Source organism: Pseudomonas sp. H9, from assembly GCF_004353925.1.
Taxonomy (GTDB): domain Bacteria; phylum Pseudomonadota; class Gammaproteobacteria; order Pseudomonadales; family Pseudomonadaceae; genus Aquipseudomonas.
Map to the genome: position 1 here is coordinate 162,236 of NZ_SMOK01000010.1, position 21,123 is coordinate 183,358.

General features: G+C 58.6%; 17 protein-coding genes. 4 read left to right on the forward strand and 13 right to left on the reverse strand.

Going from position 1 to position 21,123, the window contains the following annotated elements; translation table 11 throughout:
- Positions 1-91: 91 nt before the first annotated feature.
- The 7 genes from E1573_RS07815 to E1573_RS07845 form a co-directional block, all read right to left on the reverse strand.
- Positions 92-532 (reverse strand): Ohr family peroxiredoxin, encoded by a 441-nt coding sequence (locus E1573_RS07815; RefSeq protein WP_133212289.1) that lies wholly within the window; start codon positions 530-532, stop codon positions 92-94.
- 215 nt (positions 533-747) lie between these two features.
- Positions 748-1,257: a GNAT family N-acetyltransferase gene (locus E1573_RS07820; protein WP_133212291.1), complete on the reverse strand. Its 510-nt coding sequence runs from the start codon at positions 1,255-1,257 to the stop codon at positions 748-750.
- 124 nt (positions 1,258-1,381) lie between these two features.
- Positions 1,382-2,557: a cystathionine gamma-synthase gene (locus E1573_RS07825; protein WP_133212293.1), complete on the reverse strand. Its 1,176-nt coding sequence runs from the start codon at positions 2,555-2,557 to the stop codon at positions 1,382-1,384.
- Positions 2,554-3,930 (reverse strand): pyridoxal-phosphate dependent enzyme, encoded by a 1,377-nt coding sequence (locus E1573_RS07830; RefSeq protein ID WP_133212295.1) that lies wholly within the window; start codon positions 3,928-3,930, stop codon positions 2,554-2,556. The genes E1573_RS07825 and E1573_RS07830 overlap by 4 nt, the downstream gene beginning before the upstream one ends.
- 97 nt (positions 3,931-4,027) lie before the next feature.
- Entirely contained in the window at positions 4,028-6,541 is a 2,514-nt protein-coding gene (locus E1573_RS07835) for a TonB-dependent receptor (protein WP_133212297.1), read from the reverse strand.
- Positions 6,542-6,725: 184 nt separating this feature from the next.
- Positions 6,726-7,691 (reverse strand): FecR family protein, encoded by a 966-nt coding sequence (locus E1573_RS07840; RefSeq protein ID WP_133212299.1) that lies wholly within the window; start codon positions 7,689-7,691, stop codon positions 6,726-6,728.
- A 4-nt stretch (positions 7,692-7,695) separates the two neighbouring features.
- Positions 7,696-8,214 (reverse strand): sigma-70 family RNA polymerase sigma factor, encoded by a 519-nt coding sequence (locus E1573_RS07845; RefSeq protein WP_133212301.1) that lies wholly within the window; start codon positions 8,212-8,214, stop codon positions 7,696-7,698.
- A 180-nt stretch (positions 8,215-8,394) separates the two neighbouring features.
- Between E1573_RS07845 and E1573_RS07850 the strand changes: the two genes are divergently transcribed.
- The 4 genes from E1573_RS07850 to E1573_RS07865 all read left to right on the forward strand — a co-directional run bounded on the left by E1573_RS07850 (position 8,395) and on the right by E1573_RS07865 (position 12,236).
- A complete protein-coding gene (locus E1573_RS07850; RefSeq protein ID WP_133212303.1) occupies positions 8,395-8,724 on the forward strand; it encodes a hypothetical protein in 330 nt (109 codons plus the stop codon).
- A gap of 254 nt (positions 8,725-8,978) precedes the next feature.
- Entirely contained in the window at positions 8,979-9,311 is a 333-nt protein-coding gene (locus E1573_RS07855) for a YegP family protein (protein WP_133212305.1), read from the forward strand.
- A gap of 243 nt (positions 9,312-9,554) precedes the next feature.
- Positions 9,555-10,859, forward strand: a complete 1,305-nt coding sequence (locus E1573_RS07860) for a hypothetical protein (protein WP_133212307.1) — start codon at positions 9,555-9,557, stop codon at positions 10,857-10,859.
- 153 nt (positions 10,860-11,012) lie between these two features.
- Positions 11,013-12,236, forward strand: a complete 1,224-nt coding sequence (locus E1573_RS07865; protein WP_133212309.1) for a DUF1835 domain-containing protein — start codon at positions 11,013-11,015, stop codon at positions 12,234-12,236.
- A gap of 10 nt (positions 12,237-12,246) precedes the next feature.
- Here E1573_RS07865 and E1573_RS07870 read toward each other — a convergent pair whose 3' ends face one another.
- From E1573_RS07870 to tssI, 6 genes are all read right to left on the reverse strand, one after another.
- Positions 12,247-12,558 carry a hypothetical protein gene (locus E1573_RS07870; RefSeq protein WP_133212311.1) on the reverse strand — a complete coding sequence of 104 codons (312 nt, stop codon included), beginning with the start codon at positions 12,556-12,558 and terminating at the stop codon, positions 12,247-12,249.
- A complete protein-coding gene (locus E1573_RS07875) occupies positions 12,542-13,171 on the reverse strand; it encodes a hypothetical protein (RefSeq protein WP_256659492.1) in 630 nt (209 codons plus the stop codon). Before E1573_RS07875 ends, E1573_RS07870 begins: the two co-directional genes overlap by 17 nt.
- 147 nt (positions 13,172-13,318) lie before the next feature.
- Positions 13,319-13,771 carry a hypothetical protein gene (locus E1573_RS07880; RefSeq protein ID WP_133212313.1) on the reverse strand — a complete coding sequence of 151 codons (453 nt, stop codon included), beginning with the start codon at positions 13,769-13,771 and terminating at the stop codon, positions 13,319-13,321.
- An 871-nt stretch (positions 13,772-14,642) separates the two neighbouring features.
- On the reverse strand, positions 14,643-18,110 hold the full coding sequence (locus E1573_RS07890; protein ID WP_133212315.1) for a T6SS effector BTH_I2691 family protein: 3,468 nt from the start codon (positions 18,108-18,110) through the stop codon (positions 14,643-14,645).
- Positions 18,110-18,976: a DUF4123 domain-containing protein gene (locus E1573_RS07895; RefSeq protein WP_133212317.1), complete on the reverse strand. Its 867-nt coding sequence runs from the start codon at positions 18,974-18,976 to the stop codon at positions 18,110-18,112. The genes E1573_RS07890 and E1573_RS07895 overlap by 1 nt, the downstream gene beginning before the upstream one ends.
- Entirely contained in the window at positions 18,969-20,990 is a 2,022-nt protein-coding gene (gene tssI, locus E1573_RS07900) for a type VI secretion system tip protein VgrG (protein ID WP_133212319.1), read from the reverse strand. Before tssI ends, E1573_RS07895 begins: the two co-directional genes overlap by 8 nt.
- Positions 20,991-21,123: the final 133 nt, after the last annotated feature.

A 21,123-nucleotide genomic window follows, 5' to 3' on the forward strand; every position in this document is an offset into this window, starting at 1 on the left:
GAGTTCACCTGGCCTTCGCTGTCTTTGGTTTCACGCGATTTAATCGCGTGCGACCAAGCTGATCGTCTCGTCCCTGCGCAGCGACGTCAAGTCACGCGGTGATCGCCGTCAGCGTCACGTCAATGTTGCCGCGTGTGGCTTTGGAATACGGGCACACCTGATCGGCAGCATGTACCAATGCATGGGCGACTTCAGGGTCCAAGCCTGGCAAATGGGCAGTGAGCCGGGCCTGGAGCAAGTAGTCCTTGCCGGTCTGGCCAAGATCGACCTCGATTTCTACCGCAAGGCCGGCAGGCAACGCCACCTTCATCTCTTTGGCTACCAGTTCCACTGCCGCGATGTAACAGGCCGACCATGCCCCGGAGAACAACTGTTCAGCCGTTGGATGTGGCTGGATGGCGTTGAACACATGGGCGGGTTTACTGGCGCCCGGCGACGAGAGCTGAATATCCAGGCCACGTGCGGTGGTACCGGCAACGCTGAGGGTGGTGTGGGTTTTACCGGTTACCAGGACTTTGTCGATCTTGCTCATGGGGTGTTCCTCTGGGGGGGCTTTGTGTTTTGTCGCTAGCGATTAGATCGCATGCGATGGATTAATATTCAATCAAGCAGACGGCATCGTCAACCACCCCCAGCAGCTATTGCGACGAATGGCTAAAACCTGTTGCTGTAGGAGCGGGCTTGCCCCGCGATAGTGGTGTGTCAGCTAGATTGCTATCGCGGGGCAAGCCCGCTCCCACCGAGGGGTCAGTGCACTGCGCGGGTGACCAGGTAGCTGATCAGCTCGGGCTCATCATCCAGCTCGATGGTGCGAACCGGGCGCGGCAGGTTGTCGAGTACGCTACGCCAGAACGCTTGGGCGGTTTCGTCCTGGTCGTAGAAACGCACCAACCAGTCGCTCTCCCCGCTCATCAGTATCTGGCTGGCAACGGCGCGGCCAATGCCTTTGCGCCGGTAGCGCTTGAGAATGAACAGGTCGGCCAGCTCCAGGGCATTGAGAGCGGCAAACTCGCTGCGCTCGACCAGCAGGAAACCGGCAATGAACCCGTCGACCAGAATCAGGTTGGCACTCCACTGCGGTTCTTGCCAATAGCGGATCAGGTGCTCTTCATGGATGTAGAAACGGCCATCGACCTCCACATCTTCTTGTTCCCAATCCGAGGACTCATAGGCATAGAACTGGTACAGATTGCGGATCAGTTCGGCGTGTTCCGCGCCGGTTTGCAGCACTTCAACAGTGAACGGGGTGGACGGCATAACAGCCTCGGTCAAAAAACGAGCGCTATTGTGCCACGGTGCGGTAGGAGCGGGCTTGCCCCGCGATTGCGGTGTGTCAGATAGATTGCTATCGCGGGGCAAGCCCGCTCCTACCTATGGGGCGTTAGATGCGTGCCAATGCCTGGGCCAGATCGGCGCGCAGGTCTTCGACGTCTTCCACCCCGACCGACAGGCGTACCAATGCATCGCCAATGCCCAGTTGTGCACGGGTTTCGGCCGGAATGCTGGCATGGGTCATGATCGCCGGGTGTTCGATCAGGCTTTCCACCCCGCCAAGGCTTTCCGCCAGGGCAAAGATGCCAACCGCTTCAAGAAAGCGCCGGGCGCCCGCCAGGTCGCTGTTGAGGTCCAGCGAGATCATCCCGCCAAAGCCATGCATCTGGCGGCGGGCCAGGCCATGTTGCGGATGCGAAACCAGGCCTGGGTAGTACACCCGTGCCACCTGCGGCTGGCGCTCAAGCCAGTGCGCCAGTTCCAGCGCATTGCTGCAATGGCGCTCCATGCGCAGGGCCAGGGTCTTGACTCCGCGCAAGGTCAGAAAGGCGTCGAACGGCCCGGCGATGGCCCCTACCGCGTTCTGCAAAAAGCCCAGGCGCTCGGCCAACTCGGGGTTACCGACCACGGCAATCCCGCCAATCACATCGGAGTGGCCATTGAGGTACTTGGTGGTGGAGTGCACGACAATATCGAACCCCGCCTCCAGCGGACGTTGCACCCACGGGCTGGCAAAGGTGTTGTCAGCCACGCAGAGTATGCCGCGCTGACGGCAAATCTCGGCCACGGCGCTCAGGTCAGTGAGGCTGAGCAACGGGTTGCTCGGTGTTTCAACCCAGACCATCTGCGTGTCGTCTTGCAAGGCCGCTTCAAAGGCGTCGAGATCACTCAGGTCGACAAAACTGAAGCGATGCCCGGCACTGCGCCGACGTACTCGCTCGAACAAGCGAAAGGTGCCACCGTACAGATCATTGCCCGAGACAATGTGCGCCCCGGCATCGAGCAGTTCCAGCACGCTGGCAATGGTGGCCAGCCCTGAAGCGAAGGCAAAGGCCTGGGTGCCGCCTTCCAGGTCGGCCACGCAGCGCTCCAGCGCCCAGCGCGTCGGGTTGTGCGAGCGGCCATAATCCAGGCCCTTGTGCACGCCGGGGCTTTGTTGCGCGTAGGTGGAATTGGCATAGATCGGCGGCATCAACGCCCCGGTGGACGGGTCGGGGCTTTGCCCGGCATGGATCACGCGGGTAGCAAAACCGCGTGCCTCGGTGCTGTCGTCGTGTTGGCTCATGGCAAAGACCTGCGCAAGTGGTTGAGCATGTCGACACGGGTAATCAGGCCATAGAAGCCCGAGGCATCAGCGATGATCGCCACCAGTCCACGGTCGAGTTCCGCTTGCAGTGTAGACAGGCTGGCGCCCGGAGGCAGGGTTTGCAGCTTGTCGGTCATGGCGCTGGCCACCGGCAGGCGAAAGTGCGTGGGGTCGGCGTGCATGCCCAGCAAAATGTCGGACTCATCGATCACCCCGACCAGCCGTTGCCCGTCTTCCAGCACCGGCAGTTGCGAAACATCGGCCAGGCGCATGCGCTGGAACGCGGTGAGCAAGGTATCGCCGGGGCCGACACTGATCACCCGGCCATCTTCGAAGCGGCGGGCAATCAGGTCACGCAAATCACCGTAGTGTTTGAATTGCAGCAAGCCCTGATCGGTCATCCATTGATCGTTGTAGACCTTCGACAAGTAGCGGGTACCGGTGTCGCAGACAAAGCTGACTACGCGCTTGGGCGCGGTTTGTTCGCGGCAATAGCGCAGGGCCGCCGCCAGCAAGGTGCCGGTCGAAGATCCACCAAGAATGCCTTCGGCACGCAGCAACTGGCGGGCATGGTCGAAGCTGTCTTCGTCGCTGATTGAATAGGCCTGGCGCACGCTGGATAAGTCAGCAATCGACGGAATAAAGTCCTCTCCAATGCCCTCCACCGCCCAGGCACCGGGGCTGCCCAAAGCCCCGCTGCGGCTGTACTCGGCCACCACCGAGCCCACAGGGTCGGCCAGCACCATGGCAAGGTCAGGTTGTACCCGGCGAAAGAACCGGGTCAAGCCGGTCAAGGTCCCGGCAGAGCCGACGCCGACGACAATCGCGTCCACGTCATGGTGCATTTGCGCCCAGATTTCCGGGGCGGTGCTGCACTCGTGGGCCAGCGGATTGGCCGGGTTGTTGAATTGATCGGCGAAGAACGCTTCGGGAATCTCTGCAGTCAAGCGCGCCGCCACATCCTGGTAATACTCCGGATGGCCCTTGCCGACGTCGGAACGGGTGATGTGTACCTCAGCGCCCATGGCCTTGAGGTGCAGGACTTTTTCGGTCGACATTTTGTCGGGCACCACCAGCACCACCCGGTACCCCTTGGCCCGACCAACCAGTGCCAGGCCCAGGCCGGTGTTGCCGGCGGTGGCTTCGACAATAGTGCCACCCGGACGCAAACGGCCATCGCGTTCGGCGGCATCGATCATGGCCAGGCCAATGCGGTCTTTGATCGAGCCACCGGGGTTCTGCGATTCAAGCTTGAGAAACAGCGTACACAGGCCAGTATCGAAACGCGTGACACGAACCAGCGGTGTGTTGCCGATCAGTTCCAGTACGGCCGGGCGGGAATCGTGTGGCATGGGGCACCTCACAACTGGGTGGACGCTTCGTCTGGACCATAGGCCCGCTTGACGCCCACCGCAACCGCTCACAGCTGATCGGTCACCCCCACTCCGGTCAGTAGGTACCGCGCAACGTCAGCATGAAGTTGCGCGGGTCGCCGTAGTAGTTGCCATAGGTCGAGGTGCCGACGGTCTGGTAGTACTTCTTGTCGAACAGGTTGTTGCCGTTGAGGGTCAGGTCCCAGTGCTCGTCGAGCTTGTAGTCGACCAAGGCACTCCAGGTGGCATAACCGCCCTGGCTGAAATCGAACGGCACATCGCGCTGGGCCACGCTGCCATCGGCATTGAAGCGGGTGGTGGTACCAGACACGTAGGTCGCACTCTGCACCTGCACCCCGCCGCCGACTTTGAAGTCCTGCAGCACACCCGGCAAGCGGTAAGTGGTGTAGAGCTTGAACAGGTGCTTGGGCATCACCGTGCTCAGCGGCGCGTCGGTACTGCGGTTGCGGTTAAGGTTGAAGGTGTAGCCACCGATCAGCGTCCAGTCTGGCAGCAGCTCGCCCGACGCCTCAAGGTCGATACCCTTGCTGACCACCTTGCCGCTGCTCAGGTAACAGCAGCTACCGGCGAACAGGTTACTGCTGTCGATAAAGGCCGGGTCACGCACGGCTTCGTCTTCACGGGTGGTGTAGTACAGGGCAAAGTTGGTGTTCAGGGCACCGTCAAGCAGCTCACCTTTGAGGCCGGTTTCATAAGTCTTGCCGGTCATTGGCTCCAACGGGCTGCCCGGTTGCGGGCCGGAGAGTTTGTTCGACTGTGGTTTGTAGATTTCCGAGTAGCTGGCGTAGGCCGACCACTGATCGTTCAGGTCGTAGACCAGGCCACCAAAAGGCGTGACTTTGGTACCAATGCGCTGATCAACGTTGGAAACCTCGCTCCACACTGTACCGGTGCGAGTCTGGTAGGTTTGATTGAAGTGATAACGCTGGGCCCGCGCGCCGAGGATCAAGTGCATCGGCTCGGCCAACTGCAGGCGCAGGCTCGAATACAACCCGTACTGGCGCTGGGCGTTAGGGTCGTAGTCACGGCTGTAGTCGGTGTGGTTCGGCGGCTCCGGCCACGGGGTGGAGTCCGGGTCGAAGACATCCACCGGGCCGCGCGCGCCGTCATGCGGCGCGGTACCCAGCCAGCGGCTGTCGATGCGCTGGTAATCGGCCCCGACTACCAGTTGGTGATCCAGCCCGAACGCCTTGAAGTTGCCGGCCAGGTTGACGTCGTACAGGTGCTGCTCGTTTTCCTGCCGGCTCTGGGTGCCGTACCAGACCACTCCGGTGTTGGTAGTGGGGTCGACGCCGTTGAGGGTGCTGGCGGTCTTGAACCACGACACGTCCCAGATGTTGGTGTACGACAGGTTGAGTTTCCAATCGTCGTTGAAGCGGTGATCGTACTTGGCGAAGTACTCACGCGCAGTCGTGTCGGAGTAGGCCCAGTTCTGGGTCAGGCCGGTATGGCGCGGCAGGCCGAGATCGGCGCCGTTGGTGTAGCGCGGCACCGAGCTTTGCGTGCCGTTTTCATGGGATTTGTTGTAGCGCACACCCAAGGTGAGCATGTCATTGTCGGTCACGTCGGCTTCCATCACGCCATACACCAAGGGCTTTTCGGTGCTGCGTTTGTCGACGAAATACTGGCGATCGGTGTTGGCCACCACCAGGCGCCCACGCAAGCGCCCGTCCCAGCCCATGGGGCCGGTAATATCCAGCTCCTGGCGGTAGTTGTCCCAACTGCCGGCACTGAGGCTCAGCTTGAGCTGGTTGTAGGCCATTGGTCGTTTGCGCACCAGGTTGATGATGCCGCCAGGGTCCCCGGAGCCCCCGAACAAAGCCGCCGAGCCGCGCAACACTTCAACGTGGTCGAACTCGGCCAGATCGAAAATGTTCGAGGAGTAGAACGAGCCCATCGCCGTACCCAACGCCTGAGGGGCGGCGCCATCGATTTGCAGGTTCTGGATCGAGAAACCGCGGGAAATGAAATCCTGAATGCGGAAGGTGGTGCTCTGGGTAATCACCCCGGGGGTGATCTTCATCGCTTCGTTGATATCGGTCAGTTGCTGGTCTTCGATCAACTGGCGGGTGACTACCGTCACCGACTGTGGCGTTTCGCGCAAGCTGGTGGGCGATTTCGAACCCACGCTGATCAAACCCGGGGCATAACTGCCGGTGTTCTCGGTGCTCTCTCCCATGCCTTGACCGGCCACCGTGGTGACCCCCAGTTCGAGCGTTTGAGCGGCCTGGCCATCGGCCACCGGCAGCAACACATAGCCACTGGCGTTGTGGCTAATGCGGTAACCGCTACCGGCGAGCAAGGCGGCAAATCCGTCGTCCACCGTGTAGCTACCGGTCAAACCTTGGCTGGTACGCCCCTCCAGCTCCTCGGCCTGGAACACCAGGGCCACCCCGGCTTGCTGGGCAAAGCGGTTGAGGGTGCTGCTCAGCGAGCCGGGCGCAATATCGTAGTGCTGCTGGGACTGGGCCGCGGCCAGTTGCGGCATGGCCATGGCAACCCCGGCACAGGCCAAGTGGATGCACAGTGCAATGGGGCTCAAGGCCTGCGGGTCAGCAAATCGACGCATGGGAGAACGGCTCCTGTTTTATTCATGTTGGCCTCTTGCTTGACGGGCCACCCTGATAAAGCGGAACCAATAAGAATGATTATTTTTGACTTTCACGATTGTGGGAGCGGGCTAGCCCCGCGATTGCGGTGTATCAGGCACATCGCAATCGCGGGGCAAGCGCGCTCCCACCGGCGGCTCTAGCTCATTTTTCAGGGGTTGCCCGCGCGATGCGGGTCCACAACGGGGTGTACTGCTGCACACGAATCGGCAACGCCTCTGCCAACAGCTGCAAGGCCCGCTCGGTGTCGTCCAGCGGCAATACCGCAGAAACCTTCAGGTCAGCCAGCTCGGCAGCGTCAAACTGCAAATGCCCCGGGCGCTGGCGCCCCAGCGCCTGCAGTACCTGCGCCAACGGCATGGACTCGACCACCAACTGATGGCGCTGCCAGGCCTGTTCCAGGCTGGCCGGATCAATATCAGGCAAGCGCCCCACCGCATCGCGCTGCACCCAGGCGCGACCACCGCGGTGCACGTCCAGCGCCTGACTACGGTCGGCACTCTGCACCGCAACCGCAGACTGCAACATGCTCAGCTCGCTCTGCCCTTGACCACGGCTGACCACAAAGCGCGTGCCCAACGCAGTGAAACTGCCATCACCGGTGACCACCACAAAGGGCCGCGAAGCATCGTGCTCGACATCCACCAGCACCTGACCGCGGCGCAATTCAATGCGGCGTTGACCACCATCGAACTGCAGGTCGATGGCACTGTTGCCGTACAGGGTGATACGCGAACCGTCTTCAAGGGTGCGTGACTGCCACTCACCCGGCGAGGTGTGCATGTCGGCAAACAGATCGTCGGCACGAAAACCGCTGAGGCTCAGGACCACCCCCAGGTTGGCCAGCAACACGCCGATGCCCAGCAGGTGCCGGGTTTTAAAGCGCCGCTTGGCCGGCAGCTGCAGCGCGGCCCGCGCCGGCGCCCGTTGCGACCGCAGGCTGTGCAACTGTGCGACCACACTGCTAATGCGTTCGAAGGCGGCCTGATGACAGCTGTCGAGCTGGCACCAGTGCTCGAACGCCTCGCGCTCCTGTGGACTCAACGGCCCTTCGCTCATGCGCAGCACCCATTCAGCGGCTTGGGCTTCGACACTGTCTTCGGCGTTCACGGTTTCACACGTCCAACGCCTGGTTGCAATGCATCAGCGCCTGCAGCAGGTACTTGCGCACCATGCGTTCAGACACCTCAAGGCGCTGAGCGATCTGGACTTGGGTCAGTTCATCCAGGTAGTAATCAACAAAGGCCTGACGCACTTTCGGGGCAAGGCCTTCAAGCACGAAGGCAATCTGCTCCAGGGCTTCAAGGGTGGCGAGGATCTGTTCGGGTGACTGATGGCCTTCAAGCACATCGACCGTCAGCGCCAACTCGCGCAGGTAAGCATCTTCAATCTGTTGGCGGCGTGCCTTATCGATAATCAAACGGCGTGCGGTGGTGCTGAGAAAAGCCCGTGGTTCACGGATCGCTGCGAGTGAATCACGTGAGCCAAGAATACGCAGGAAAGTATCTTGGACGGTGTCAGCTGCATGTTGCGGGCAGCGCAACTTGCGGCGTAACCAACTGAACAACCAGCCATGATGGTCGCTGTACAACTGGTGAATGGCACGTTGGAAAGCAGGCTCGACCGCGGACATGAAGCCAACCAAGATATGTAAGTGAGAATTGTTCCGAATAATATCCAGTCGTCACCTTCGCATGCAACCTCTGACGCTGCCGCGCCCTGAACAGCCCAGGGCAAATAAGGCAAATTGCTGGCCCCCGACGCAACGTCTTGTTGGCAAACTCGCTTTTTTTCAACAACTTAGGCTGACACCATGCGGGCTTATGGATTGACCCTTGCAGCGCTCCTTCTCTGCGTTTTCTCCCTAGGTGCCCAAGCCAAGGCGCTGGGCAAAAATGAGCGCTATGTGTGCAGTTGGGGTTCGGATATCGCCGCCGGCGCACAGCAATCCAAGTTGTCTGGCGTGACCTTGTACTCGGCGCGCAAGCAGCTGCAAGTGCGCAAATTCCCTAAACCCTGGATGCGCATGACCGCCATGGGCATTACCGAGCAAACCTACAACAGCCAGTCGCGGCTCAAACCGGCGGCCATCAAACAAACCTACTACGAGCAATGCGTGCAACATACGCTGGCGCAGCGCTAACGGCCCGCCCCTGGCATTGGACAAGCGCCTAAAGCCCACCATACTGAATGGTCACTGCGAGCGAGCATGCAAGCAGCCCACCCAGGCTCTGCGTGAAAAGGCTTGAGACGAAGGTCAGGCAAGGCGAAAACAGCCTCGGAAGCGGAGTTTACGAGTTGTAAATGAGCATTCCGAGGCTGTTTTCAACGAAGCATCACCGAGTATCAAGCCTTTTCATACAGAGCCCAGGCTTATCTGCGAAGACAGGAGTTCCCATGGCAGGATGGTTTGAGTTGAGCACCAGCAGTGACGGTCAGTACCGTTTTACCCTGAAAGCGGGCAATGGCGAGATCATTCTTACCAGCGAGCTGTACAAGACCAAAGCCTCAGCCGAAAACGGCATTGCTTCGGTCCAGGCTAACAGCGCTGCGGATGAGCGCTACGAGAAAAAAGAAGCCAGCAATGGCAAATTCCATTTCAACCTCAAGGCTGCCAATCACCAGGTCATCGGCAGCAGCCAGATGTACGCCACCGCGCAATCACGTGATGCGGGCATTGCCTCGGTGAAAACCAATGGTGCCAGCAAAACGGTCAAAGACAACACTTAGGGTCTGTATGAAAAGTTTTGAGACGAAGGTCAGGCAAGGCGAAAACAGCCGAGGAAGCGGAGTTTACGGGTTGTAAATGAGCATTCCGAGGCTGTTTTCAACGCAGCATCACCGAGTATCAAGGCTTTTCGTACAGAGCCTAGTCAATCGTATGGCTCCCCTGTAATGCACAACAGGGGAGCCTGCCGACTCATCGCCTGCAAACCGCTTCTACGCTGGGTGTTTTTGCCTTGCCTGGCATTGATGCCTGCCCTACCCGCCTGCGCCTACGAATCGGACTTTCATTTCGGCCTGACCTATTGGCTGGCAACCCAAGCGGGCTTTGATCATCAGCAAAGCCACGACATCGCCCGTGGCGATGAACTGACCGACACCGGCCTGCTCGATGCCAAGCACGCAATCATCTGGCAGCTGTGTATCAAGCGCCAGGAGAGTGCCAGCACCCTGACCCGTTTCTTGCATTTTCGTGCACAGCAACCACCGCCCTCCCTGCCGGGGGATCGGCCGGTTGCCCCCAGTGCGGTGTTTGCACAGGCACAAATCAACAGCGTGCTCGCCAACGCGGCGCATGGCCAAACCGCGCATCTGCTCAAGTTGGGGCAGGCGCTGCATGGCTGGCAGGATTCCTTTGCCCATCAAGGCGTGTCGGACCACCACCCACCCTGCCCTGAGCAATGGGTATGGACCCACGCTGTCGACCGTGGCGGTGCCTTGAAACATCAGGCCGACCGCACCTATGTCTACCCCTTTGACTGCCGCGAGGCGGCGAAAACCACTTATGACATTCTGCGCCGCTATCGCCAGCCGATGAACCTGAGTACCACGGCCAGGGAGTGGCCGACGCTGGAACCGCAGGTTTTTGCGTTCTGCCAGCTCAACACCCGTACGGCGAAATACCAGTGGCTGGAGTCGCATCAGGTGCCCCAAGCGTTTGCTATCGCTGGCAACACCAGCTTGTCCGATGGGGTGCAGCACTTCTGGCGCCCTGGGCCCATCGACCTGCGCCCGGTGCCAACCACTGACGTCCCTGATTACGAACGCCAGGCCACCGGCTGGCGCCTGGATGCGCAAGCTGATGAGTTGTTGCAGGCAACGCTGAGTAATGCTGTGGTGCCGTCATCACCGGCAGCTCGGCAATGGGCCAACGCCTTTCTACAAGCCTGGTTGACCACCCCCGCAGCGCAACTGCCTCAGGCACTGGCGCCGTTCTTTGGCGGCCGCCCCCTGACCTTCAACGATCAACCCATAGAGCAGTTGCTGCGCCTGCGCATGACCGACCGTGGCGTGGCCGACAACCCCGAAGTTCCCCCGGATAAGTACCTTGGCGATGCACAAGGCTTCATCAACGCTGGTGCCGACAGCTGGCGTGAATTGTTGGTACCGCCACGCGGCCAGGAAATCCCAGCACTGGTGGGCAACGACCAAGGCGATGGTCTGATCCTGATTGCCCTGCTCAGAAGCGCCCCCAATGCCGTGCTGATCATCAAGGCCAGGTCCGTTGAACAGGGCTATGCCATTGAAGGGTTGGTGGTTCAGGTATTCCACTGAGCCTTGCATCACACCCAGCGCCCGGCCTATAGTCGCACCCGGCGCCCTCCGCGCCTCCCGTCCGCGGAAAGGGCTGCGCCCAGGACACTCCCCCAGGATTTCTCTCTACGACTCCCGGCCTGACAGCGGACAAGGCTCGCACAAGGAGTTCGTATGTCTGCTCGACTGCCGTACCCGACCCACGACGGGCGCATCAACCTTGAACAACAGCGCAAGCGCGCCAAAGAACTGCTGGTGCAACTGCGTGCCGCCGCAGCACCCGATCAGCCAGCCCCTTTACCCCGCTTGGCTGATGCGCAACGGTTGATTGCCCGCGATTTGGGTTTTGCCAGCTGGCCCAAGCTCAAAGCGCATATCGACGCAATCGAGTTTGCCGCTCGCCATCCGCAATTTGTCGCCGACGATGAAGCAAACACCCAGCATTGGCGCTGCGGCAGCGACATCAAACACAGCCTGCACCTGGCTGGGTTTACCGGGGCCTTTTATATGTTCACCGACCCACTGAGTATGGGCCCGGTGCGCGATCTGCCGCCCGAGCCCTACCAAGCCATGCGCACCGACTACATCAGCCAGGCCTACGGCCTTGAACGCAGCGACGTGCAGCGCAGGATGGCGGACGAATACAACCAGTTGCCCCTGCTTGACGGCTGCCCGCGCGCGGTGATCTGGTGCGAGGCGGACGCTTACGATCAGCTGTTCCTGATTCGACTGCTGTCGAGCCTGAACCGCATGCCGCAACGCCTTGAACTGATCCAGACCGACCGGGTGCCCGGAGTGCAGCGTTTCATTGGCATTGGCCAACTGGCACCGGACGTACTGGCCTGGCTATGGCCGCAACGCCATCCGGTCACTGAAGCGATGGTGCAACTGGCGCACCAGGCCTGGGCGGCCTACTGTGCCCCGTCGCCGCAAGCCTGGGCTGACTTGGCCCACCGCCAGGACCTCTGCCTGCCCCTGTTGGCCCCTGCGCTGTTGCGCCAACTACAGGAACTGCCGGGGCTGAACGATGGCCTGTCGCTGACTGAACGGCTGTCGCTGCAGATCATCGCCGAGTTCGGCGAAGTACCTTTTGGCCGGGTGTTTGCTGAACTGATGGCCAAGCGTGAACCGCTGCCCTACTTGGGCGACATGATGTTCCACGCCGTGTTGCGCCCCTTGATTGACTCACCGACACCGTTGATCAGCGAAGCGCAGCCTGAGCTGGCGTGGCCACAACGGCCACTCGAGCTGACAGCGCTGGGTGAGCAGGTGCTGTCGGGCCAGGCCAACTGGCTGGATCAACAAGCCCCTGAACGTTGGGTAGGCGGCGTACGCATAAAGGCTGGGCAAGGTCATTGGGCACTGGATAAAACACTGCACCCCACGTGGCGCGCCTGACCCCCTGAAATTAACCAAGCGTAGGAGCGGGCTTGCCCCGCGATTGCGGCTCTGCCAGTCGCATCGCAGGGCAAGTCGGAGCGACCCAGTTGCCTTTGAGAAACTGGACGTAAAATCCATATGAAGTATCTTCCAGCGCATCTTTGGAAAAAATGCGTTTCTGGACTACCGCAGGTTGTAAGGTCAGCTCCTTGCCAGCCAACGCAACCGGCACCTGGATTTGTACCCAGAAGCCCAGCCACTTTTTCACTGCGCCGCCACCGCTGGAGTTCAAAATCCCCCCTGCTACGGTGGCTTGGCGCAAATTAATATTTCGGGACATCCGCTTTGATTTTTATGAAAGGAACATCTGGAGACAGGTACCTTTTCATAAACTCAGCAATTTTTTCTTTTTGCTTTCTTTTGCAGAAAATATTAACACCACCAGTGGTTATTGTTTCCTTTCCTTCCATGATAACGCTGTAGTCAAAATCAACAATCTCTCTGTTGGTAACAATGGCAAGCCCGGTAATTTCTTTCCACCCATATGCATAGTGGTGATATTCAGTATGCAGTTTCCTGTAGCTTTTTGAGCATGCCATCGAGAGTTGCGTTAAAGCCATTGCACCAGGACCTATCAGCGCACCCAACAAAAACGACGGTTCGATGGTTGCCAGAAAAATACAAACAACCGCCATTACCCCAGCAAACCACTTCAAAAATGTCAAGGTCCACTCTGGGAAGTCCTTCCATTCGCAATGTTCCACTCCGGACTCGCTAAAGCGATAAGCACAATTTATCCGCTGATGGGTCAGAGAAAGAACTAGAAAAAACATAACAAAATAAAATAAAATAAAATAACAGACAGGACAAAGTCCGCCAAGGCTGGTCCATTCCTTCGTATACAAAGTACATAATAAAAGCCCCACCTGCCAGCAATGTTGCCATGACCACAAACACACAGCTCATTGCAAGCGTGTTATAGTTTCTCGCCTTAATTGTCCACCCTAACAATTCTGACTCATGCGCAAATTTCCACTCGAGTTGCAGCGGAAGCTTAAGGGGGCTATTAAAAACCAACATATTAAACCTCAGCCACCATTTTAATTTTTGACAAATAACTTCAACTGATGGGTGCTCTGGATTAAAAGCAACAACCCGTCTTTTTCTTGCATCTCCCCACTAAAAGCATTATTGGCGCGGCCGGCTTCTTTTGAATCCCAGTTCATCGCTAACCGGAACATGTAACCGCGCCCATCTGAGCGCTTTAGCACGTCGGATGGATACTTGATTTCCAACTCAAGCGTCGGACTAATAATCGAACTATCGATCCAGACTTGCCAGAGGCGGTTTTGGTCTTCTGAGCTGTAGTGGAAATCGGCTGGTCGCAAGCCACTTTCCGGTTTGCTGGGTAACTCGCCGAGCAGCTTTGGATCGACCCAGTTGCCCTTGAGAAACTGGACGTAAAATAAATATGAAGTATCTTCCAGCGCATCTTTGGAAAAAATGCGTTTCTGGACTACTGCGGGTTGTAAGGTCAGTTCCTTGCCAGCCAACGCGACCGGCACCTAGATTTGTAACCAGAAGCCCAGCCACTTTCTCACGCTCCTTTTAATACTGACGGACAAGGCCACTTCAATTTAAATAATCGTCAATTAGTACTTAGCGGAACATTAACTTTTGCCTCAATTATTGGAACGCCTTGGGAAAGATAAGGCCTTATGAATTCTGCCAATTTATACTTCTGCTTGCGCTTGCAAAAAATATTCAGATTCCAGTCTATTACTCGACCAAGCCGCTGGTCAAAATGAACATACTTTAGGTCCACAACCTCTCGATTTGTTGCAATCGCTAACTGCTTAAAATCTTTCCACTCGTATACCAAGTGATGGTACTGGGTATGCATATCTCGATAGCTTTTTGAGCATGCCATCGAGAGATAAGTCAAGCCTATTCCACCCGGACCTATCAGCACACCAAGCAAGAATTACGGATCAATAGTAGCTAAAAAAATACAAATAATCGCCGCTATCCCAGCAAGCCATTTCAAAAATGTCAAGGTCCACTCTGGAAAGTCCTTCCATTCACAACATTCCACTCCGGACTCACTAAAGCGATAAGCACAATTTATTCGCTGATGAGTCATGCTAGCGATCACAAGAGAACACAAAATGTAAAAACCTATGCTAGATAAGTACGTCAAAAAAACATTATCCCCTGACCCAGGGGGATCGTACAAAAAATACGTCCACCCAAATATCACAATGGACATAAATAAGAACATACAGTTGGCCACTGACGTATTATAATTGCGCGCCCTAATCGTCCACCCCAGCAGCTCAGGCTCATGTGCAAACCTCCACTTGAGCTGCAACGGCAAATCAAGGGACTTATCAGAAAGCAACATATCAACCCTCAACCATAATTTTAATTTTTTACATATAATTTTAATTCATGAGTGCATTGAGTTAAAAGCAACAACCCACCTTCTTGCATCTCCCCACTAAAGGCATTATTGGCTCGATCGGCTTCACTTGATGTCCGGTTCATCTTTAGTCGGAACATATAACCGCGACCATCTGATCGGCGCAGTACGCTGGATGGATACTTAACCTCCAACTCAAGCGTTGGGCTAAAAACCGAGCTATCAATCCAAACTTGCCACAGGCGGTGTTGATCTTGCGCGGTGTAAGTGAAATCGGCTGGGCGATTGTTGCTTCCTGGTTTATCAGGCAGCTCGCCAAGCAGCTTCGGATCGACCCAGTTGCCTTTGAGAAACTGGACGTAAAATCCATATGAAGTATCTTCCAGCGAATCTTGGGAAAAAATGCGTTTCTGGACGAGCGCCGGTTGCAAGGTCAGTTCCTTGCCAGCCAACGCGAACGGCACCTGGATTTGCACCCAGAATCCCAGCCACTTCCCCAAACTCCTTTCACTGTCGATGGCCAACGCGTTCCCCACTACAGTGGGCCGTTGTAGGGTCTCCAGCAGAGTGTGCATCTGCTTGACATGGCCTTCATCACCCAGCCACTCCGATATAGCCCCACGCCCCCAAGCACAGCGGTACAACCACAGGCGCAATCCCTCACGCTTGAAGCGGTTGGCGCCCATGGAGATAAACAAATAAGCAATGCCGAGGAGCGCTAAGGTGATTGTCACCAGAGGGGACATTACTAAGGAAAAACCAAACCAATAGCCGAGAGCCGTGCCAACTAGCTGGCCGCTAGCGACCGCCGCCATAGCTGCAACAGTATTTCGTTTCCATGACAACAGTGTTTTCTCTATCTCGCTGGTAGCATTCTCAACGTCTTTGTCGATCTGCCAAGCCTCAAGGCTTGCCGCAACAGCCCCCAGCGCTGCCCATGTCGCCGTACGCAAAATCAAACTTTTTGAAACTGTGGCAAGCTCGTTTGCAGCTGCAGCCTGGGCTGTTCCTTTGGAAGCGGCCTTAGCCTCCCCTAACCATTCGGAATACCCTGTTTGAACGAGGCGGTAGGTCTTGCTACCTACTTCACCCGACATCTCCCCCGCCCTCTTCCAAGCCGGTCCCACCCACAACGCCGCAACCGCATTCCCGGCATAAGCCGCATTCGCCCCCAGCGTGCGCCACTCATTAGCCGTCATCCGGCCATCGTTCTGCACCTGTTTGGCGGTGTTCCACAGGTTCCAGGCGTTCAAACCGACCAGCACCGCCGGTAAGGCACTGCCCAGGTTCTGTGCCATCCAGGCTTTGGTGCGTGTCAGGTAGGCGTGCGTACCTGACAGCTCCAGTTGCGCCTTCACTTCGGCCATCCCCAGGTCGACGAGCCAGCTGTTGATTTGGATCACGCTGACCTGCAAGCGCGTGCTGCCTACGGCTTTGGCGATGATCTGGTTGGGGCGCTCCAGGAACAGCGCTTTGAGCTGTTCCTCCAGTACTTGCAGCGAGTTACGTGCAGCGCGTTGTTTGTAGGCTTCTCCGGGGCTCAGCAGCACGCGTTGGGTGCCGGTGATTTTGTTGTTGATGGTTTTCACCTTCAGCAGCCAGGCCTGGTAATCACGGGCGTAGGTGGGGTTGATCTGCAGTTGGGTGGCGCTGGAGATTTCCGTGGAGATCAACACTTGAGTGGCAGCAAGGGTCAAGCCTAGCTGCTGCGTCATGGCTGGTAGCAGCAGGCCACTGAGGCCGTGCCAGGCTTCGCGGGCCTGGGTGTTGGCGACGTTGATCAGGGTGTTCATGGCCTGGCGGGCGGCGCTGCTCATGGCCTTGTAGTAGCGGCTGTTCTGCACGCTCTCGAGGTCGAGCACCGCTTTGAGTTCATTGACCCGGGTCGCGAGGTTGGTAGCATCGCCCGCCGCGGACAGGGCCAGCGGCGTTGAGCTGCCATCGCCTTCGCGGCCTTGATCGTCAAGGGTGCCGTAGGTGCTGAAGTTGTGCGACACCGTTCTGATCAAGGTCGCTACTTCCGGGTTGAAGTTGTACAGCGCCAGGCCGAACAGCGTGCTTGGCCTCTGCGCCTGCTGGCACAGCCACTGTTGCCCGGCCTCGCCCGTGCCGAGCAGGGTGTAAAGCGCATGGGCGGTTTCCAGCAGTTCGCTGGCCTGGTAGGCGTTGCAGGTGTCGTGGTAAAGCGCTTCGGCATTGGGGGCCAGGCGGTTCAGCCAGTTCAGCAGGTCCGCTTCGCTGCGTTGGCAATGCACCTTCAGTTGCTGCGCCCGGGCGGTGGTCTGGCTCAGGTAGTGCTGCATGTCGTCGAAGTGGACGTCTTCGCGCCACACGCGTTTGGCGTTCCACTCGTCGAGGGCGGCTTGCCAGTCACCGTGAGCTGGCAGTTGCCCCCAGCGCGCCTTGAATGCGGCCTGGGCGGCGCTGACTTGCTCAGCGGCGGTCATCATCACCAGGTGTTCCTGCTCGGGCAACACCAAGTCTTTACCGCGCTCGACCTGATCGAAGGTCTTCAGCAAGCGGTACAGGTCGTCGGTGTAGGCCTGACGCTCAAGCGGATCTTGCAGTTCGTCCGGGATAAAGGCGTCGGTATCAAAACCGCACAATTTCTCGACCGCGAGTGCGCTTTCCAGGGTGTGTTGATGCTGGCGTTCAAACTGCTGTTGTTCCTGCACCCGGCCCATCAGGTTCAGGCTCAGGTCATCGATCAGGGCCAGGGGGTCGTCGAGGGCGATGAACAGCGCGGTGTCTTGTTCGGGCACCCGGCCGCGCACCAGTGCTTCTTCAACGGCTGGTTTGTACGACTGGCCAGGCTCGCCTGCGACGGTCGGCAGCAGGGTGCTGGTGAACGTCGGTGCGGTGGCACCGAAAACGATAACATCCGCCACGCTGTTGCCCAGTTCGGTGAGGTCCCCGCCGTGCGGGGCTTTGCCGCTGGCGCAAAACGCTGGCAGGTCAAGGGAGCGCATCCATTGGCGCTGTGCAGTCGCATTGCTGCGCATCAGCTCGCACAAGCGCCAGGTCCATTGCACTGGCGAATAGGCGATGCGCAGTTGGCTGCGCCGTGGGTACAGCAGGTAGGGGTGGGCTTCGCCCGGGTTGTGACGGATATCCTCATTCAGTTCGCGGTCAGTCCACAGATGACGCCTGAAGTATTCTCCGATGATTTCGTATTCGTGGAAGGTCTGGTCGACACTGTTCCACACATACAGCCAGCCATCGCGCAGTTGGCGCAGGGTATAGCTGCGGGTCTGCAGCTCGGGGAGCTTGCCCGAAAAGTCGGGCGGCAGTGGATTGGGCCCTTGCTTGCTGCCTTTGTTCTGCGGTGACTCGTCGAGCGCGTAGCGCACGGGGAAAATCGACACCAGCGGGTACCGCAAGGCACATTGGCCTCGGCCCATGGGTGCGTTGGTAAATTCCTGATTGCGCCTGGCTTTATCCAGTTCGGCTTCTGTCGCGGGAAAATTCATCACACGTCCTTGTTCAATTCGAAGTGCGGGCATTGGTCGTCCATTTGCTGGATACGCATCTCTGGCGACAGTCGGCTTGCATCAGGTGTGCGCGCTAACCAGTGCTGATAAGGGCTTTGAGGCCGCTGGGTAAATCCCTCTCCCCAACGCAGACTGTACTCAACCCAGATCGCGAGGCTGCGCTCACTGGCAAGTCCCCAGGACTGCGCTTCGTCCAGACGATCATCGAACCAGCGGAACATTTGGTGTTTATCGATGCGTGCCAGGTGCTGGGGATGGCGGTGCTCTAAGCGGCGATGCAAGCGCTGCATAAAACGCCAGCGTGCTGCCTGTTCAAGCGCCTGCAGCTGTGTTTCACCCAACGTCGCATAGTCGTCCACCCATTCAGGCGCTGCAGCCGTGCGCGTGAATGTCTGCCATTCGAGGGCCTCGTCAAGCGCCCAGGCATGAGGATGCTGCGGCAGGTGCCAGGCCTGAATCGGGCCAAGCACTGCAGCCCGTTGCGCACCTTGATAACTGCCCAGCCAGTAACGCGCGACCAGTGGATCAGCAAAACGCAGCAACCCTTGGCCGCCCAACACATCAGCGGGCGCAATGAAGCGGCGCAAATGGTCGGCTACGGTGATCAATGGCGTAGTGCTGTACAGAAGGCAGGCGTCGGCGTTCTGGTAGGCCTCGTGGATGAGGCTGGATGAATCATCAATGGCTACCAATACGGGGCCGAGGTCTTTCAGCTCAGTCCAGCGGGTTGTCAGGTACAGCGGTTCGATCTCAGGTGGCGCTGGCAGTGCGTATAGATTGGCTAATGCGTCGGGACGCAAGGCACCATCGATCAACAGGTAATTGGCGTGCAAGGCGCTATTCATCGGGCGATTCCTGCGCAGCCTGATCACAGAAGTCACAGATTGGCTCAACCCGCATCACTGCCTTGCGCTGCTGCAGAAGCTCCGGTGCTGGTGGCGTCGATAACTCCGCGAGCCTGCCGGGCAACTCCGGCGCCGCTGCGACTCCCGCAACGGGCGCGCCCCCGAGTTGAATCTCGGTGCTGCTGAAGATGCCGCCAGGGCCGATGACAATGTGCTGACCGCTGGCGCTCAGGCTGATGCTGGCCCCGGCGTCAACCACCACGTCACGGTTGGCTTTGATGTGCAGTTGCTGACCGGCGTCCACCACCAGTGTTTGCCCGATCCGGGTGTGGCTGCTGTTGGCGACCTGCAGGTAGTCGTTGGCCTTGAGTTCGACCTTGCGGTCAGCCGTCACCGTGCGTTGCTCTTCGGCTTCAAGCACCGCAATGCTGTTGCCCTTGATCGTTTCCCGACGCTCGTTACCCACCTGCAGGCGGCTGTCGTGTTCGATGTTTTGTTCCAGATCGCGCTGGGCGCGCAGGTAGATCAGTTCCTGGCCGCTACGGTCTTCAAGCGACAGTTCGTTGTAGCCGCTACTGTCGGGCGTACTGCGGCTGCGCAGTACGGTCTTGGTTTTGTTGGCGGGCAGCGGATAAGGCGGCGCTGTGCGGATGTTCGACACGCAACCAGTAATCAGCGGCTGGTCGGGGTTGCCTTCCAGAAACGTCACCAGCACTTCCATACCGATGCGCGGCACGGTGACTGCCCCGAAACCCGCACCCGCCCAGCTGGACGCGACCCGTAGCCAGCAACTGCTGTTGTCGCTGTTCAGCTCGGCACGGTCCCAGTGGAATTCGACTTTGACCCGACCGTGCTCATCGCAATAGATTTCTTCGCCCTCGGGCCCGGTGACGCGGGCGGTCTGGCTGACCAACAGTGCCTCACGGCTGACCAGCGGCGGCCGGTAGAACACGTCCCAGGGAATGGCGCTGAAACTGTTGCGGTAGCCTTGGTTGAAGCCGTCTGCGGCTTGAGTTGTGCTGCTGGCCGCTTCCTCAAACACCTGTGGCTGCTTGCCTTCGTGGCTCACGCTGAGCAGCAGCCACAGGTCGTTGCAGGCGTTGCGCGGGTGTTCGGTGAGGCCGAAGAAGTGACCACTGCGCAGCGCGGGTTGATCGCTTTCACCTTCGGCCAGTTGGTAGTCGAGACGGTGGCGTTCCAGCGCCTGGCGAGCCAGCTGTTTGCTGCGCTCTTCGCTGTCGAAGGGCATTGGGTAGCGGTAGTCTTCAAGGGCGGGGGTGAAGTCGACGCGCTGACGGCTTTCGAGCAAGCGGCTCGGGCGTTTGAGGTCATAGTCGCGGTGGGTGACGCGGCTGGTACGGGTGCTGAAGCGCTGGCTGAACTGGCTGACCACCGGATGGTCGGCGACCATGCCGCTGCCTTGCCGATAGGGCGTTGCCGCCAGTTTGGGGAAGAAGGTTTGATGGTCGCTGAACACCAGGTGGTGGCCATCGGCGCTGTGCTGGTGGTGCCAGGCAATGCCTTCTTCACTGCACAAGCGCTGGATGAAACTAAAGTCGGAGGCATCACCGTATTGCGTGCAGTAGTCGCGTTCCGGGCTGGGGCTGGCATGGAAGGTAAAGGCGTCGGCCTGAATGCCATGTTCCTGCAGCACCTGGGTAATGATCTGCGGCACCGTCATGTGCTGGAAAATTCGCTGGTTGTGGCTGAACTGCAGGTAATGCAGGGCCGGGACCAGGGTGATTTGATAGCGGGTCAGGCGCCTGCCGGGCTCACCGACCTGGGCGTTTTCGATCCGCCCGTGGAGGCCTTCGCCGTTGTGGCCGAATTGCAGGAAGGCGGGTTGACCGAGCAGGCTTTCGATAGCAAAGTCGGGGTATTCGCTGACCAGCTCCACTTGAATCGCGTACAGGGAACTGATGGTTTCCGTGCCGTGGAAGGCAAGGACTTTGAAGTCGTTGCGCACGGCGGGGATTGTTAACGTAAAACGCGCGCAGTTGGCCGAGGTCGACATAGGCTTGTTTTTCCTTAAACGGGTAGAAAATCAACCCCGGAAAAGCTACCTAGGTTTACTTAGGAAATATGTCAGACGCTTCCGAAAGTGCGCCCGCATTTGCCAATTTGTGGGATAGGGCTTGCTGTAGGAG